General features: G+C 58.4%; 13 protein-coding genes and 1 pseudogene. 4 read left to right on the forward strand and 10 right to left on the reverse strand.

The genetic code is table 11. The features are described 5' to 3' along the window. Positions 1-85 precede the first annotated feature (85 nt). The 4 genes and pseudogenes from IPK65_00385 to IPK65_00400 all read right to left on the reverse strand — a co-directional run bounded on the left by IPK65_00385 (position 86) and on the right by IPK65_00400 (position 6,278). Entirely contained in the window at positions 86-3,559 is a 3,474-nt protein-coding gene (locus IPK65_00385; protein MBK8161645.1) for a glycoside hydrolase family 127 protein, read from the reverse strand. A 37-nt stretch (positions 3,560-3,596) separates the two neighbouring features. Then, a pseudogene (wecB, locus tag IPK65_00390) lies at positions 3,597-4,771 on the reverse strand (UDP-N-acetylglucosamine 2-epimerase (non-hydrolyzing)). A 53-nt stretch (positions 4,772-4,824) separates the two neighbouring features. After that, complete coding sequence (locus IPK65_00395; protein MBK8161646.1) at positions 4,825-5,976, reverse strand: glycosyltransferase family 4 protein; 1,152 nt, start codon at positions 5,974-5,976, stop codon at positions 4,825-4,827. A gap of 101 nt (positions 5,977-6,077) precedes the next feature. After that, entirely contained in the window at positions 6,078-6,278 is a 201-nt protein-coding gene (locus IPK65_00400; protein MBK8161647.1) for a hypothetical protein, read from the reverse strand. A 180-nt stretch (positions 6,279-6,458) separates the two neighbouring features. Here IPK65_00400 and IPK65_00405 point away from each other — a divergent pair, with 180 nt between their 5' ends. Together IPK65_00405 and IPK65_00410 are read left to right on the forward strand one after the other, a co-directional pair. Continuing rightward, entirely contained in the window at positions 6,459-8,159 is a 1,701-nt protein-coding gene (locus IPK65_00405) for a DUF4038 domain-containing protein (GenBank protein ID MBK8161648.1), read from the forward strand. Next, complete coding sequence (locus IPK65_00410; protein MBK8161649.1) at positions 8,126-8,536, forward strand: hypothetical protein; 411 nt, start codon at positions 8,126-8,128, stop codon at positions 8,534-8,536. Before IPK65_00405 ends, IPK65_00410 begins: the two co-directional genes overlap by 34 nt. Positions 8,537-8,566: 30 nt before the next feature. On the opposite strand, the gene IPK65_00415 is transcribed toward IPK65_00410, so the two are convergent. The 5 genes from IPK65_00415 to IPK65_00435 all read right to left on the reverse strand — a co-directional run bounded on the left by IPK65_00415 (position 8,567) and on the right by IPK65_00435 (position 14,827). Continuing rightward, positions 8,567-9,415: a sulfotransferase domain-containing protein gene (locus IPK65_00415; GenBank protein ID MBK8161650.1), complete on the reverse strand. Its 849-nt coding sequence runs from the start codon at positions 9,413-9,415 to the stop codon at positions 8,567-8,569. Between the two features lie 100 nt (positions 9,416-9,515). Beyond that, on the reverse strand, positions 9,516-10,700 hold the full coding sequence (locus tag IPK65_00420; protein MBK8161651.1) for a glycosyltransferase family 4 protein: 1,185 nt from the start codon (positions 10,698-10,700) through the stop codon (positions 9,516-9,518). A gap of 278 nt (positions 10,701-10,978) precedes the next feature. Continuing rightward, a complete protein-coding gene (locus IPK65_00425; protein ID MBK8161652.1) occupies positions 10,979-12,319 on the reverse strand; it encodes an ABC transporter ATP-binding protein in 1,341 nt (446 codons plus the stop codon). A 145-nt stretch (positions 12,320-12,464) separates the two neighbouring features. Next, positions 12,465-13,301 carry an ABC transporter permease gene (locus IPK65_00430; GenBank protein ID MBK8161653.1) on the reverse strand — a complete coding sequence of 279 codons (837 nt, stop codon included), beginning with the start codon at positions 13,299-13,301 and terminating at the stop codon, positions 12,465-12,467. Between the two features lie 278 nt (positions 13,302-13,579). Continuing rightward, positions 13,580-14,827 (reverse strand): glycosyltransferase family 4 protein, encoded by a 1,248-nt coding sequence (locus tag IPK65_00435; GenBank protein MBK8161654.1) that lies wholly within the window; start codon positions 14,825-14,827, stop codon positions 13,580-13,582. Between the two features lie 362 nt (positions 14,828-15,189). On the opposite strand from IPK65_00435, the gene IPK65_00440 reads away from it, so the two are divergent. Next, on the forward strand, positions 15,190-16,167 hold the full coding sequence (locus IPK65_00440; protein MBK8161655.1) for a glycosyltransferase family 2 protein: 978 nt from the start codon (positions 15,190-15,192) through the stop codon (positions 16,165-16,167). Between the two features lie 43 nt (positions 16,168-16,210). Here the strand turns inward: IPK65_00440 and IPK65_00445 are convergent, their stop codons facing one another. Next, positions 16,211-17,152: an NAD-dependent epimerase/dehydratase family protein gene (locus tag IPK65_00445; protein ID MBK8161656.1), complete on the reverse strand. Its 942-nt coding sequence runs from the start codon at positions 17,150-17,152 to the stop codon at positions 16,211-16,213. 395 nt (positions 17,153-17,547) lie between these two features. Here IPK65_00445 and IPK65_00450 point away from each other — a divergent pair, with 395 nt between their 5' ends. Then, positions 17,548-17,700 (forward strand): hypothetical protein, encoded by a 153-nt coding sequence (locus IPK65_00450; GenBank protein ID MBK8161657.1) that lies wholly within the window; start codon positions 17,548-17,550, stop codon positions 17,698-17,700. Positions 17,701-17,727: the final 27 nt, after the last annotated feature.

The following is a 17,727-nucleotide window of genomic DNA, read 5'->3' on the forward strand; positions in this document are numbered from 1 at the left end:
AGGAGTTGCTAGTTCGGGAAGCTTGCCGGTTTGCCGCGTCCTGTTCGGCTGTCGCCATGCATTGAGACTCGCATAGGCGGGCGCGCTATGCAAGCAGGCGGGCGATCAGTTCCGGAGATATATGGGGCCGGATCCTTTTCCAGTGTTTGTGGTAGAAGTCCACGACCAGCTCGCGGGCATGGCGGGCCCCGTCCGCGGACAAGGTGCTGCAATTCGCGGCCACGCCCTCCAGCAGCATTGGCAGTTCCAGCAGTTGCGTGTACTGATAGGCCTGGTCCGGATTCGCCTCGAGATAGTCCGCCGCCTCGTCCAGCATCCCGGACAGGTCCGCCGTGCCGACGCGCGGGTGCGACCTGAGCAGTTCGAGATAGAGACGGTCCGACGCCGGACGCGAAGCACCCCCCTCCAGACGCTCCAGCATGGACATGAACGCACTGTCCTCCTCGATGAGCAGCCGGTTGATCCGGTCGACATAGATGCCCGGCTCGATGCCGGCGCTCTTCAGCCAGTTGATCGTGAAAGACAGGATGAAGGGGAATTCCTCCAGGTCACCGCGGTCGAACTGCAGGAATACGTTGCGGGCGCCGCTGTTCTCCCTCTGCCGCCTGCGCTTCCACAGCCAGCGTCCGACAGCGATGTTCTTCGCCATCTTGAAGCAGGCGAACACCTCGGCGATTTCGTCTTCCAGCGCCCCCAGCCCCGATCTCTGAAGGTTCTTCTTCAAGGCTGCGAAGGAGTGCGGATTGTCCTGGATCTGCATCAGGGCGACGAGGATATCCCGCAGGTCGGCGTTGTCCATGCTCCCGGAACGCAGGAATTCGACCGCCGAGTTCACGTTGTCGCTGAGAAGGTCGACCAGGGACTCGTCGGAACTCGGGACCTGGCCGTGCAGCCCCATGATCTCGTAGATGATGCGCGAATCCAGGAAACGGCGGTCGAGCTTGGAGACCTCGCGGAACTTCCTGATGATTTCCCCTTCCTTGCGTTCCCCTTCCTCCGTCAGACAACCTCCGATGGCATGATAGAGGCAGAGCCGGTTGAGGAGGTCGGCGGCGACGCTGGAAAGCACGATCGACCCGCCGATCAGGGATTTCGCCAGCGCCCCGACATCGACCAGGTGCTGGACCAGCCTGGCGTCCGCGCCTTCCTTTCTGACCAGCACCTCGAAATCCTTCCGGTCGAGGTACGGGAAGGTTTCGTTGATGATGTGCAGCCCGTCCTTGCTGCGGCTGATGGACAGTTTTTCCTTGATGTTATAGGCGAACACCAGTCCGAAATCCGAGCTTGCGTGCGTATCCGGGCTCTTCTCCACGAACATGGTCGGATCGGCCATCAGGGCCTTGGGTCCGCCGGAGATGAACGGTTCGTAACGGCGCGATCCGGAGAACAGGCGATACAGATTCGGCAGGTGCTCCACCTCGGTGAGCGGCATCACGACGGCCGTGTTGGTGGTCGCGTTGTCGATCACCAGGTGGTCCTTCAGTCCGTATATCTCGATGGGCAATTCATCGGAAATCACGAGATTGTCGCCGCAGGACAGGAGTCGCACCTTCTCCGGGGTCCCGAGGCAGATATTGCCGTTGCCGCGGTCGAAGCGTTCGTGCCCCTGGTAGAACCGCTTCACGCTGATACCGGGCACGCCGAAGTCTTCGAACCGGATGGCGGGATCCATCAGGGCGGTGGCGAGCCGGACCTGACCCGGCTGATCCCAGGCGCCGGCGCGCGACAGCAGGTGTTCCGCCAGATTTCCCGAGTCTGGCTTGCCCGGCACCAGTTCCCGGTAATATTCCTCGCGGAAGATCACCGCGCCGGATTCCCAGGCAAGGCGTCCGGGCGCGGTCCGGATGGTCTCGAAATGCCCGCTGCCAGGCTTTTCTATGAAGCGGGGCACCTCGTAGGTACGGTAAGAGGCGACCTGGCTGGTATACAGGTGATGTCCGAAGCGGACGTCCACGGGCGCGTCCTTGTCGGCGGGCTTCCCGATGCTCACCAGGCAGTTGTGTTCCCGGGCCGTGATAAGCGCGGCCCTGACTGCATCCTGGAAGCGCTCGTGCGGGGCGATCAGGTTGTCGCCCATGGAGATGATGACCAGGCGGTTGCCGCGGTCGCCCTCAAGCGGCAGGCCATCGAGCGCGAGACCGACCGCCGGAATGGTGCCCTTGGGTTCCTTCTCGATCACGCAGTTGCCCGGCGGCACGCCTTCCTGTCCGGCCTGCTCGTAAACCTGTCCGAGGGCGTTCGCGCTGCACAGGATGAATATGCGCTCCGGCATGATGAAGAAATCGTGGGTGAAGCGCCTGATGGTTTCCTGCAGGAGCGAGCGGTCGCCGAGCAGGGAATAGGAGACGGGCTTCGGCCGGTTTTCGCAGGAAATGGGCCACACCCTGGACCCGATTCCTCCTGCCAGTATCGCCACGTAGGCGTCCTGCAGCAGCGTCGCCGTGTAATACTTGATCAGTCCGCGCATGCAGAACATGTTGGTCCAGTAGCTGTGCGTGTCGGCCTCGATCTTGCCCTTGAACTCACGCTCATAGAAGCCGTACTGGAAATAGCCGTCGCCGTTCTTCTTCATCGACAGCACTTTCGCCGCGAGCTGGTCGAGCAGAGGCAGTTTGTCCGCATCGATGCGCCCCATCTGGATCAGGTCGGCGCCGAGCGCGAGCACCTGCGCCAGCGCATCCGTGCGGAAACGCGCCCGCGGCGCGTCGGAGGCGGAATCGATCACCTGTGCGATCTCGCCGTCGTGGCAGTGACCGAGCGCCCACTCGGTGGCACGGCGCGCCGCTTCGATGAATTCCTCTTCCCCCGACATGCGCCCCACGTGCAGCAGCCCTTCGGTGGCGTAACAGTGCGGATGCAGTTCGGTGCGGCCGCTGGAGGTCTCGAAATTTCCCTTGGGCGACTGGAACTCGATCACCTTGCGGCAGATCGCACGCGCGCCACGCGCATACTTCTCCTGCCCGGTGATGGCATACAGATCGATCAGGGACTCGCCCGCCTTGGAGTGGAAGGCGCCGAAACAGCGCGACCATTTGTTGCGGTCCGCGGGCACCGGCCTGCCCGCGGCCGCGTCATAGATCGCGACCACTTCGCCTTCAGGGGATACGGTGCATTCGAGCAGGTAGTCGCCCATCCGGACGGCGGAATGGAGCAGCGCCTCGTCCCCGGTGTAGCGATACAGCGCCACCATGCCGCGCAGGCAGATGGCGACGTCGAAGGTGAATATCCTGCGCCCGGCGAACGACTTGTCGGCCAGGGCGGGATCCGCGTCGCGCTCGAAATAATAGCGCGTGAGCACGCCGCCCGTCGGATCCTGCGCGTGCCTCATGATCCAGTCGGCGCTCTTCCTTGCCTTGTCTACATAGTGCGGATTTCCCGTCAGCGAGAACAGGGTCAGATCGTCCAGCAGCGCGTAACCGGTGACCTCGGTAAAGAGGAACTTGGGCGTGCCGTCTTCGCGCCCGGGCTCAAAGACGGCGCCGGTTGCCGCGTCGAAGAAAATGGAGAGATTCTTTTCGTAATCCCTCAGGACGTCGTCATAAAAGCTCTTGATGATCATGATGCAAGATTACCCTGTTACTTGTTTTTGTATGACATTAGGCCCGTGTGCGTCCGGGAGCACGGGTGGATGATTCCACCGGAATCCCGCCGAGCCCGTGCACCTGCGCGATCCGTTCCACGATGCGAGAGCTCGCCTTGCCGTCCCCGTAGGGATTGTGAGCGATGCTCATGCCCTTGTAGGCGGCCGCATCGTCCAGCAACATCACCGTATCGCGGATGATGGCCTGCTCATCCGTGCCGACCAGTCGTACCGTGCCCGCGCGCACCGCCTCCGGACGCTCCGTGGTGTCGCGCATCACGAGTACCGGCTTGCCGAGTGACGGCGCCTCTTCCTGTATGCCGCCGGAGTCGGTCAGGATCAGGTGCGAGCGCGACATCAGATAGACGAAGGGAAGATAGTCCACGGGCCTGATCAGATGCACGTTGGCGATCCCGCCGAGCAGCCGGTTGACCGGTTCCTGCACATTCGGATTGAGATGCACGGGGTATACGATCTGGACGTCAGACCGCCGTGCCACTGTCGCCAGCGCGCGGCAGATGCGCTCGAAGCCGTCGCCGAAACTCTCGCGGCGGTGGCCGGTTACCAGGATCAGGCGCTTGCCGCCGTCGAGGAACGGGAATTGCGCGGCCATCTCCTGCGCCAGGGCGGCATTATCCTTCAGCCGGCCGGCCACTTCCAGCAGCGCGTCGATAACCGTGTTGCCGGTGACGGATACCGTCGCCTCGCCGACACCCTCCCGCAACAGATTGTCCCGCGCCCATGGCGTGGGCGCGAAATGAAGGTCGGCGATGGCGCCCGTCAGCTTGCGGTTGATCTCCTCCGGCCAGGGGAATAGATGTTATGCGTGCGCAACCCGGCCTCTACGTGTCCCACCGGCACCTTCTGATAGTATGCGGCGAGCGTCGCGGCCATGGTTGTCGTGGTATCGCCGTGCACCAGGATGCGATCCGGCCTGAAATCGGCGATCACCTTGCGCATCCCCTCCAGCACCGCGCAGGTGACGCCGGTGAGGTCCTGCCCCTTTTTCATGATGTCCAGGTCGTAGGCGGCGGCGATACCGAACAGGGCCAGGACCGAGTCGAGCATCTCGCGGTGTTGCGCCGTGATGCAGACCGCGGAATCGATGCGCGCGTCCGCCGCCAGCGCCTTGACCACCGGCGCCATCTTGATCGCCTCGGGGCGGGTACCGAATACTGTCAACAATTTCATACGCCCATTTCCCGATAGCCGATCCGTGTGTGAACCGCCTGCGGCCGCAAGCCTCAGACCAGGATCTCCGCGAGCTGCCTCATGATAGTGAGATTGCGCCCGGCCGCATACTCGTATGCCTGCCGGGCGATGCGATGGGAGTATTCCTTATCGAGCAGCAAACGGACGATCTGTCCGGCGAACTCCTCCGCGTTATCCCCGACCAGGAAGGCGGTATTTACACCGTCCTCCAGCCCTTCGACGCCCACCGGGGCCGTTACCAGGGGCCTGGCATGACCGATGGCCTCCAGATTCTTGATGCTCAGTCCGGTATTGAACAGGACCGGATTAATCACCACAGAGGCCGCCTGGTAGACCGGAGCGAGATCGTCGACACGCCCCAGCTTGACCACCCCCGGGTGATCTGCGACAGCCTTGCAGACCGAGCCGGCGAGGACGAGCTTTACCCCGGGCACGCGCGCCTGGACCGCCGGGAATGACTGCGCGATGAATTGATTGATGCCGTCGGTATTGATCGGGTTGTCGGAGGCGACGAAGAGCAGGCCCTGCTCCGCGCTGTGCGGCTCCGCCGGCTCGCTGAGCGTCACCATATGGCCGACCGTGATCACCCGCCTTGCGGTCAGCCCGGCGAAGAAATCGCGCTCCTTGTCCGTGATCGCGACCACGATGTCCGCGCGGTTCAACCCCCTGGCCTCCTCGTCGCGCGTGGTTGAGAACCACTGCGGCACCTGCCCGTTCGCGAGGTATGTCTTGTAGCGGTCGGTGAATACGTCGTGGGTATCGACGATCTTCAATACCTGGTCGCCGAAGAGGCGCAGGACTTTCGAGTAGAACACATACTCGACGATCGCGACGTCAAAGCCGACCTTGTCGTGCAGGGCGGCGATATGGGAATCGATCGCGGGGTCGTACCAGTCGTCAATGGCGTAGTTATAGCGCGCGGCGGGACTGATGACCCCGCAGATCCGTTTCCTCCAGCGGGTGATCACGCTGCGCGGCCGGCGGTAGGGGATGGGGACGTACCTGTCGCCCCAGATCTGCTTCATCAACGCCTCGTCGCCGCGCTCGCTCCGGATCAGGCAGAAATAGACGTCGTGACCGAGCTGCCTGAGCCCTGTCAGCAGGGCGTCGATCCGCGTCCTGTTGCCCGCCGTGGGCGGATGGGTTGGCGTGGGTGAAATCAGCAGGATTTTCTTCTTGCTCATGATTCGCTTTTAGGACTAACACTGAATCTTTATACGCTTGGTGTATTTCCGTATGCACATCATATGCCATCAGAGCGACAGACCCATGAAGGCAGATCTCGCTAATCCCTTGCTTTTATTACCTTCGCAGGCGCGCCCGCGGCGATCACACCCTCCGGGATATCACCTGTCACGATGGATCCCGCGCCGATGATGGCGCCCCGGCCGATGCGTGCACCGTCCAGGACGATGACCCCGTAACCCAGCCAGGCATCGTCTCCCACCACGATACCCCCCTTGGTCACCAGGGGTTGATCGCGCACGGGAATACCTGACTTCATCCCGTGGTTATAGGGGTAAAATGCGCAATTGGGTGCGATTTCCACGCGCGCACCAATTTGAATCAAGCCCAGATACGCCGAAAACTGGCAGCCCGGTTGTACATGGCTATGTTCGCCCAGTGTTATCGACCCTCCGTGCCCCGTCTGGAGGACGCACCGCCGATGCAGATGCACACCGTCCCCCAGCGTCACAGCGCCCCCATGCCTGTCCTGGAATATGAGGACGTCCTCGTCAATGAAACAATGCCGCCCTCGCTTGAAACGGGGATGATGTATGACGGAACCGGGCGATCGGAAACCGTTCGGATGCAGTTTGGCCAGGGGGACGCGGCCATAATAGGGCGGATAACACAACGCAGCCAGCCTGGACGCTGTCCTGTCAAGGATGCCAATGCCCGTAAGCCCCATCCAGAAGCTGGCCCAGTATTTGTGAAATTTTTTAAGATTCATGGTGCTGCGTGCCCGCCCGAGCTTTTAGCGGAGTACGGTCCAAGGGCTGAACAGGTGGATGAATCCCGGCAGGTGAACGATAGTGGCTGCGTTATTATATCAAGCAACGGGTTCCATCCTTTGGATCATCAACCTGGCTTGCAGAATGTGTTTACTCCAAGATTCCCAAATCCCAAGACGTCTCCTGCAGCAGGATTCAACCAGTCACATGCCGTCGTTCGGTGGACCTGCCCCCAATGGCTCAGGTGCGCGAATTATACAACATTAACCCTGTTGATATTGTTCGCGTTGTTGCTGAAAAGCCCGGCCATCCATGCAGCCGGGGCGGAAGAGTCAAGCATCCCGCCTCTCGCGGTTAGTGAAGATGGCAGGTATTTGGTCAGCTCAACCGACGGAACCCCCCTCTTCTGGCTGGCTGACACCGCCTGGGGCATGGTCAACCTGACACCGGCCGATGTCGATGATTACCTGCAGGATCGAGCATCAAGGCGGTTCAATGTCATTCAGGGACCCATCATTCTCAGAAGACCTATCGGTAGCCCTGTGCTGTCACCCAACTATGCCGGGGATGTGCCCCTGCTGAATGCTGCGGACGGGGTGGTGCTGAATGAGCATTACATGCAGCATGTCGATTACATTGTCGAGCAGGCCAGGGTTCATGGACTCTACATAGCACTTGCTGTGGTATGGGGCGGGGATGTGGGGCAGATCTTCTCGGTCGATGATACGGAGCCAGCGCGGGCGCTCGGCAGCCAACTCGGCCGGCGTTACAAGGACAAGACCAATGTCATCTGGATTGTCTGCGGGGAATATCAGAAGATCGCCTTGAAGGTCGAGAAGAGGAAGCGGCTAAAACCGACCTACAAGCAGCTCGCGCTGATCAACGCTCTTGCCGAGGGCATCGAGAGTGGTCATGGCGGGGCCAACCTGATGACGATACATCCGGACGGGAGTCGCTCTTCCTCGGAATATTTCCATGACGCGGAGTGGCTGGATTTCAACATGATTCAGACCTTCTCGATCAATCCATCCACGGCGGATATCATCGAAGCCGACTGGAAGCGCAGCCCGGCCAAGCCCGTCGTCAATGCGGAACCCGCTTATGAGGGCCGGGACATGCACAACAACAATGATCCTGTAACCCCCTGGAAGGTTCGTTACGAAGCCTATCAATCGGTATTTCAGGGGGCGATGGGGCACACGTACGGCCACTCGGAGATATGGCAGCCATCGAATGGCTGGAGGAATGCATTGGACAGCGAAGGTTCCCGCTCCATGGGTCATCTCCGCGCACTTATGGAATCACGTCCGGCAATCGGGCGCGAACCGTATCAAACCTTGGTTGAGCACCGCGGCGGCAAGACGGATCGATTCAAAAAATGTTCCGCAGTATCATGGAATCAACCGGCATGATGGAGCCTGAACGAGAACAGGTCGTGGCCGGTGCAAACCCGGGTGAATATAATCTCATGCGCATGCTCCGGGCCATGAGGGGCGCGGATGGACATTATGCATTCATTTACTTTCCTGGTTCCGATCTGTCCGCTGACATCAATGTCGGCGAAATGAGCGGCAGTACTATCACCGCCTGGTGGTACAACCCCAGGGACGGCCACACCTATACAGATCAAGGTGACCGCCAGAGCACGGCCAAGCCCTTTATGACTATATCGAGCAGAACGACAACCTGGTTATTCGATCCGCCCGGTGATGGAGGCGAGCAAGACTGGGTTCTCGTGCTGGATGATGACTCTATGAAGTACCCTCCCCCGGGGCTGGCATACCGCTGATCGACCCCGGCATGAGAACTGTGTGCGTGGTCATCTCAGAATAACTTCATTACATTTGCAAATTACTTTCTGGCGGGTACTAATTAGGTCCTTGCCGTGTAAAGATTTAAAGTAAACCTTATGCTTTTCATTGAACTCCGTCTTCCATTGCTGCAATTTTCCAGAGCGCAGGTGTGACTTGTTGTCGACCTCGCCGGCCTTGCGCTGCGCACGGCGCTCGAAGCTGAATTGGCGGGCGACCTCTACCGCCCTCTCGATGGCGGCGTCCTTGAACCCATAGTGATGGAATAATTGTCGCAGCACGTCTTCTTCGTTCTGCATGATGGTTTCGTACTTGAACTCGAAAAAATCGGGGTTGGAATAATCCCAGTCGAAGATCTCCCGCAGATCCGCGGTCGACGCCCTCCGCATCTCGGCCAGCATCCCGTCTTCCTTCGACAAGGACTGCAAATATTGCTGATACGACAGATGCTTTATATCCTTCACAGGCAACAAGGACCAGAGCCGTTCCATATCCGCCGGGAGATCCCGGATGGGTGTCACGGCCCACTCCTCATTGGTCCACAGATGATAATAGTACCCGGATACGACCAGATCCCTCGGATCGCGGATGATATGCGCACCGCGGTATTTCGGCAGCGCGGCCAGATCGACCTGGGAATGATACTGGAAGAAGATGGACCTGGGTTCACGGATTCGCGCCTGGTCGTCGCGGACGAAGGGCAGTCCGAATTCACCGCCGATCGCCGTCAGGATATTCTTGAACCATGAGGTCCCGACCTTGTGGTGGCAACAGAAAATCAGCAGGTGCCCATGCCTGTCCTGAAAGGGATTCCGGCGGAGGAATCGTATTTTTCGTATCAGAGGATTGAATATCATTGGAAGGTTACGTGTGTCATCCGGCCCGGCATGATGCCGGCGATGGACTATTTTTCACCAATCTGCGGCAAACCGCCCGGCCAGGCCCCGAACAGCATAATCATGCTTCATCCAGGGCCGTTTGCATCGCCTGATTGCCCGCGCTGACCCAGGATATATACGCGGCATTCGCTGCCAATCCTGTCCGGCTGCGGATCTCGGGGTCGCGCAGCAGGCGCAGGTTCTCCACATAATCCCGCGTCGATCGGCACACGAAATACGCGCCCGCCACCGGCATCACGCCGCGAAAAGTCTGTGGCTCACCGATTACGGGCAGCCCGGCGGCCAATGCCTCGATCATCTTGATCTTGCATCCCCATCCGATGTTGATGGGCAGGCAGGCAATATCCATGTCCTGCATGAAACCCGTCAGATCCTCGACATAGTCGTGAATGATGATCGCCTTTGAATCTGGATTACCATACATTTTGCGAGCACCCCTTCCAACGATATTGAACCGGAAGACACCTGGCATCGCAGCCTCGACCGCGGGGATGATTTCTGTCAGGAGTTTCCTCGCGCCGACCGTGGTCTGCTCGTTTCCTATTACGTGTATACCGACAAAGACGACATCGAGCACCGGCTTGTCCGCCTTGACGGGGATCAGATCGGACTCGACGAAGGGCAGGACCCAGCTCTTGCCGGCAGCTCCGCCGCCGTAGAGCATGGACATATAGCGATGATCTTTATAGGAAATGAAGAAGACGTGATCAGCGATGCGGTGCATCTTCCGCTCCTTTCTGAATCGACTCGATGCATCCGTGCCGAGCTTCCTGATCCAGGATATCGCCTTGCGTGGCGCCCGGTAACCGCGCCACTCGCGCCAGGGACGGCCGGCCAGGTTGCGCTCGATCATGTGCGGCACTTCAAAGTTGTGTGAGCGGAACCACACCTTGGCGCCATGCAGATCAAGCGCGGATACGAGCGAGGAAAAATGGGCATACTCGCCCAGCACAATGCGCGGCCGATATTGATCGACGAGCGCCTGCAATTCCGCCACCGTTTCCCGACGCTCCACGCGCGACCACTCATCGGCCCGGCGGTTGACAAAATGGTAGCCGATCTCGAGCGGGATCTCCGATGGCGGCAGGGTCAGCGCGGATTCCTTGGACCAGCCGCACTCCACGAAGACCACGCGCCAGCCTTCGGCATGAAAGAATTCGATGCGGCCCCAAATGTCGCGCTTTGAGCCCCAATCGACGGGGTATGCCGGGTCCGGGCTCAAAATAAGTACGGTGTTTTGCACTATGGAAGTTCGCTCGAATGTGATATGGAATCGCTGATACTTATAGAATCACTTTCCGGCCAAATAACTCGTCCCACCATAAGAGGGCGTACCCTGCGGTGTCAATCTATTGTTTCAGAGATTCGATCGAACGCGTGCAGACTAACGCCAAGCGCTTCTCACTGGCTACTATGCCACTTCAGCCATGTCAGAATTGCACGCGGGAATTGTAACTGCGCGAATATTTATGCCGCAGCTATACTTCAGGATGCTATATATGAGACCCGTTTACGGCCGATTTACTCTTTAACATCCGCCTGCGTATTCCAGGTGAACGCCGGCCTTACCGGCGCCCGCAAGACTCCTCTAAAATCGCCTCGCGCGGAATCACCCTCCAGACTGTCTATTACCTGAAAGCCGACCGCATCGCGCTCCCGTACTTGCACAATGTTTTTCGGCTCGAGGGTATGGATGTAGACGTTCACCATATACATTCCCTCGCCCAGGAAGTTGCCCGAGATCCATCCAGTACTGATGTACCTCCCGACGGGTCTCTGGCGCCCTCTCCATGCTTTGTCCTGATCCATTGCTTCACAAGCGGTATTGCCCTGCTCATCAATCAACGAGAAACTCATCGCCAATGTGTACCCGGGCTGGATGACCTCGTACTCTACTTCGACTCCTATGGGATATCGTATGTCGAACGCCTCGGATATCTTGTCCTGTTCATCGCGCAATCGTACCGCTCTCAAACGTACGATATCCCCTCGCGGCGCTATTTGATCATCACTCCATTCCCGGTTAGCTATATTATCCGCATCCCCCTTGAGATAGCTGCGCACAACCTCATGTGGGGTTCCGTCTAGCCGCACGCCCCCTTGATCCAACATTATTACACGGCTGCACATGCGGGTAACCGACGGCATGCTGTGAGAAACAAAAAGCACGGTTCGCCCCTGCCTTCCCACTTCCTGCATTTTTCCCATGCATTTCTTTTGAAACTCCGAGTCTCCAACCGCCAGCACCTCATCGATGATCAGAATTTCCGGCTCAAGATGCGCGGCGACGGCGAAGGCAAGACGAACACGCATGCCGCTTGAGTAACGCTTCACGGGGGTATCAAGAAATTTTTCCACGCCAGAGAACTCGACTATTTCATCAAATTTACTATCGACCTCATGCTTACGCATCCCCAATATAGTGCCATTGAGATATACGTTATCCCGCCCGGTAAGCTCCGGATGGAAACCGGTCCCAACCTCCAGCAGACTGGACACTCTTCCCTGTATGGTAGCCGTCCCCTTGGTCGGCGGCGTGATCCGCGACAGAATTTTAAGCAGGGTCGATTTGCCAGCACCGTTCCTCCCGATGATTCCAACCAGCTCTCCCTGTTCTACCTTGAACGACACATCTTTCAAGGCCCACAGGATGTCGCTCGAATCCGTCTGGTTATTGCCCTTATCGCCCGACAAGACATCATCGAAGTTATACAGCGAACGGTATTTCTTATAGTTCGTTATTGGATTACGGATGAATCTGGATACCGCAGTCACAAGATTGTCTGCTTCCAGATCCCGCACGCCGATGCGATAGATTTTGCTGAGCCCATCAACTCTTATAGCGGGCAAACTGTCGCTCATACTCAAACACCATCCTTATTGACTAAAATGTACCGACGTATTGGTGCACGATTCACACTATGCACCCGGGTTGACTTGGAGCTTAATATTGAAGCCAGCATTAAAATGCCCGCAGCCACCTGCCCTGATACTAGTTACGGATTTCTTACACCACGTCTACGAATACCTTCTCCATGCGGCGGAAATAAAAAGCGCCGCTGATGAGCAGTAAGACTGCGGTAATCATACCCGGCACGATATATTGCCAATTCATCCCCGTCCCCAGGAACATGGATCGAAATCCTTCGATTACCCCAACGATCGGGTTAAGCGAATAGATGATGCGGTATTTATCCGGGATGGTTGACGCCGAGTAAACAATTGGAGCTGTGTACATCAACAGCTGGATGACATAGTTCAAGGCAAATTTCACATCACGGTAGCGGATAGCGAGCGCAGACAGCCACAGACCCGCCCCGGCAGGCACACTGATCATCATCAGGACAAATAACGGCAGATATAAAATATCCCATGTAGGCGCAACCTTGTAATAAGCCAGAATGGCGACCAGCAGGAGTATCGAGATTATAAAATTACCCAATGACGAAAGTACCGTGGTAAGCGGAAATATCAGGCGGGGAAAATATATTTTCCCGAGCATTGATTGATTGCTAACCAGACTCTGGCTTGACTGTGTCAACGCAGTTGACATGTAAGTCCATGGGATGATCGCCAAGGCTGAAAATAGCGTATACGGGACGCCGTCGGACGGGATCTTGGCCACCTTGCCGAATATGATCGTGAAAATAACGATGTTCATTAGCGGTTGGATGATACCCCAACCCACCCCCAGGATAGTCTGGGCATACATGACCTTGAGGTTGCGAACTATCAGGAAATAAAACAGGTCGCGGTAGGCAATCAGTTCTTTGAAATCGATCATCTGCCAGCCGGCCGGCGGCTTGATGGTAAGAACCGGTATATCGCCTTTATGGATGCTCATTTCCTGTAAACCCCCAACGATAATTGTCTAGTCCACAACATTGCACTGTCTGAACGAAACTTACATCAACTATAAAACAATCAATATATTGCAAGCCGCACCCTGAATATTGCAGCTTCTCCCCTGGGCAACGGATGAGCTGCATCGCACTACATTTGCCTGCCGTCACATCGGTGATCCTTGAGAATAGCGGCAGAATAGCCCTCAACCATAGAAAAACAAGCAAGAAAACAACACGTCACAATTCAACCAGACCGGGAATTCTCCTGGGCCCGGCGTTAGCACACATTGTGTTCCAGTCTACGCGCCGCCGCCCCCAGTACGAACTGTTCCATCTTGTTGGCGTAATCCTGGATGGCGAAATTGCTCTCCATCTGCCGTCGCGCCGTCAGCACCAGACGCCGACGCAGGTCATCGTCTCTGATCATGCGCTCCAGCTTGTCCGCCAGATCGACCGGCTGTTCCGCCTCGAACACCAGGGCATTGCCTTCATGCACGAAGAGTTCGGCCATCCCGCCCTGGGTGGTGCCGACCACGGGCAGGCCGGAAGCCATCGCCTCCAGCGCCGTCGCACCGAATCCCTCATAGCCGCCGCCGGCGCTCGGAAACACGAAAATATCATGCTCGCGGTACAAGACGGACAGATCCTTGTGCGGCAACTTGCCGCGGAAAACGACCTCGGCCGGCCCCGACTCGGCCTGCTCGACCAGTGTTCTCTTGTACTCCCCCACGCCCTCGCCGACGATACTCACGACCAGATGACCTGCGCCGTACCTCCCCGCCAGGCGATGCGCCGCCTCGACCAGGGTATGGACGCCTTTGTAACTGTGCACCTGGCCGACAAACAGCAGCCGGATCGGCTGATGCAGGCTGCCGGGATTCTCCCGCATGGGGAATTGCTCGATCGGGATGCCGCGATAGATCACCTGCGAATTCTCGATGGGCAGGCCCTGCTCGACCAGCCGGCGCTTGATGTCGAGACTGACACAATGGGTGTGCGAGAAATCCAGCCCGACCCAGGTCGTACCCCGCCACAGCCAGCGGTCCTGGATATAACGGAGCAGTTTCTTTCTTCTCAGGCTGAATGGGGCCGGCTTGTACTGATTGATGTTCGGGTCGCCGAACGTCCACGCCAGCGGGATTCGCAGATCCTGCGCCGCGCGCACCGGTCCCAGGCTCAGGTGAGACTGGCTCCAGGCGAAGACCAGATCGGGCTGCTCGCGCCGAAGAACCTCCTGCGCGATCCGGTAGTTCTTTACGGTGGTCTTCCAGCGGTCGCTGCGCACCAGCAACCATGGATAGGTCTCCTTGGTCACGGGATTGGTAAATTGCCGGTAGAGGTCGAATATCCGGTGGACCGCGATCTCTCCCGACTCCACGACGGGCTGGTCAACTCCGTTGACGCTGGTCAGCACCACAACTTCGTGCCCCCGCGCCGCCAGAGCGCGCGACACCTGTTCGCAACGGATCTCGAAGCCGCCGACATAATGGGGTGGAAACAGATTGGTGATAACGGCGATCTTCATCGGTCATGCAGCTCTGTCAGTACGGATGCTGGCGGTGGATGCACCAATAAAACACCGCCGGCCAGCGCTAAAACGTGCCATTCTACACTGTCTCGTCAATCATTTCCGCTTCATTGGCAAAAATCGGACGGATTCTGCAGCTAGCGATCGCATCGACCCAGGCTGCGCGCCGCACCCCGATTCCGCCTCCACGCTTCAGATAGTCGTGGCATTGCCGAGATCATTAATACGCGGTAGAGTCCAGCTAAATTTAAGAAACACCCCGGCAAACACGCAAGGCCCCTGCGCGGAATCCACCGCGCGGCCAATACCTGCAGCCCATTGTGCAGCATACTGAGATAAACCCGGAACATACTCCATCGATGAGCGACAACTTCCCACTGGTGAGCGTCATCACGCCGGTGTACAACGGCGTGCGTTACCTGAGTGAATGCATCGAAAGCGTGCTGAATCAGACGTATCAGAATTGGGAATATACGCTTGTCGACAACTGCAGTACGGACGGCACCGCGGAACTCATCAAACGATATGCCGCACGTGATGCGCGCATCAGGGTTGTCACGAATGAACGTACGGTCGATGTAATCCAGAATCACAACATCGCCTTCCAACACGTATCGGCCAAGGCGGGGTACTGCAAACTGCTGCAGGCCGACGACTGGATGTTCCCCGAATGCCTCGACCTCATGGTCAATGCGGGTGAGGCCGCGCCCTCGTCTGGCATAGTCGGCTCGTATTGCCTGGCGGGGACGAAGGTGCGATGCGTCGGCCTGCCCTACCCTACACCAGTCGTTTCTGGACGCGAGCTCGGCAGGATGACCCTGCTCGGGATGCTGTATCTCTTCTGGTCGCCTTCCTGCCTGCTGATCAGGGCGGACCTCGTCCGCGGACGGCAGCCGTTCTACCGCTCCGGCTATCTGCATGCGGACGTTGAGGCACTGTACGATGTCCTGCAGGTATGTGATTTCGCCTTCGTGCACCAGGTGCTGACCTACATCAGGACGCACGAGGGCTCGATGACCGCGCAGGACGCGAAACGCGCCAATACGCAGCGCCTGAGCCGCCTGCGTCTCCTGCATGATTTCGGTCCGGTCTATCTGGACAGCGGCGAGTTCACTCACAGGCTGGAGGCACTGACAGGCGAGTATTACGAAAACCTGGCCCTGTGCGTCTTTGAACGCAAGGCGCCCGAGTTCTGGCGACATCAGAAGGCGGAACTGCAAAAACTTGGGTACCCTTTAAGTCATCTGAGGCTGGTGCGCGAGACGGCATCCGCGCTGCTGACCAATCCGCGCGAGATCGCGCGCAGGCTGAGAAACGCCGCCTCCGCATCCAGGTGAGCGCAGCCGGGAGCGGCGGGTATACGGGCGCCCACACAGCGACTCACCGGTTGATCCTGCCGGCATCGAGTTCGCCGCGATACCAGTCCACCGTCCGCTCAAGACCTTGCCGCAAGTCTACGGCGGGCCGCCACCCCAGCACCCGCCCCGTATTCACGATGTCCGCCTGCTTGACCCTTTCCATGGGACGGTCCGGTAGCGCACCGAATTCGGGCGCAACGCCGCCTCCGATGATCTCACACAGCATCTCGACCACCCGGCGCGTGGTGACCAGCTCCCCGGAACCGAGATTGAACGTGCCGCCGTCAATGCCGGGTTGCAACCCCATCGCCAGCAGCCCGGCAGCGACATCCTCCGCATAAATCCAGTCAACCGGGCGCAGCCCGCTGGATAGCTTGGGCGATTCGCCCCGCAACAGGGCAAGCGTCACATAGGGGATGAGCTTGCGCAGATCCTGCTGACATGGCCCGTACACCATAAAGAGCCGGGCAATCGCTACCGGTGTCTGGTACAGGGCATGGAACATGCGGGCGTATCCGCTGGCGGACCATTTGGCCGCGGCGTAGGGTGATGTGGGCACGGCAACAGCCGAATCCGCTTCGTCCGGCTCTTCCAGCGAACCCGCCATCACCAGACGCTTGCACCGATGCTCCGTCGCCGCGACCAGGATATTGACCGAGCTCAACAGGTTTGCCTGGAGGGTCGGCAGGACAAGCTTGATCTCCCGGCTGCCGGTGACCTCGCTCGCGAGATGAAAAACGATGTCCGGCCGGATTTCGGCAAACAGGCGGTTCACCGTTTCCGGGTCGGCCAGATCACCCTGCCGCCATGTGACACCCCCTGCGGGCTCATTGCGTGCGCGGCGCGAAACCGCATGAACCGCCGCACCCAAGTGACCCAATCGGTCGCACAGCCATGAGCCGATGAAACCGCTCCCGCCCGTGACCAGCACCGTCAACCCGGAATATCCGGATGCATTCATCATCCCCATCGCACACCATGATGATCAACCGCTTGATCGGCAAAGGATAAGCCCATACTGGCTTTACACGCGGAACAAGCTGTGAGAGAATGTAACCATTTTAAAATCATGTGGTTATAACTAATATCTCAACAAAGATCAATACAGGACCACCACCAAGGCCAACAGGATTCTGCCGGCTTGAGCCTTTTCTACTTTGATCCTATTTACTTTGATATCACTTCCTCCCTAAATTGACCACTGTAAACAGTGATGAACATGTATTCACAAAGATACGGCCGGCCGCAGCCCATCGATTATCGAAGTTCGACGAACCGGCCGAATTTTTGCATGACAGCCCTGCTTGACGGGTGAAGCGCTCACAAGGACGAACGACGGACACGAGAGAGGTGCCACAGATGCGACTGATCAAACTGAATGCCCTGCTGCTGTTTTGCTCACTGGTACTCGTGGGCTGCGGCAGCAGCGGCGGGGGCGGCGGAGACGACGAGACCCCGACCGGAAGCAGCAACTGGGATGAAATGAAATGGGACCAGGACAACTGGTCCTGAACGATGACCGCTTCCATCCGATTATTT

Source organism: Gammaproteobacteria bacterium (assembly GCA_016712635.1).
Classification (GTDB): Bacteria; Pseudomonadota; Gammaproteobacteria; order SZUA-140; family SZUA-140; genus JADJWH01.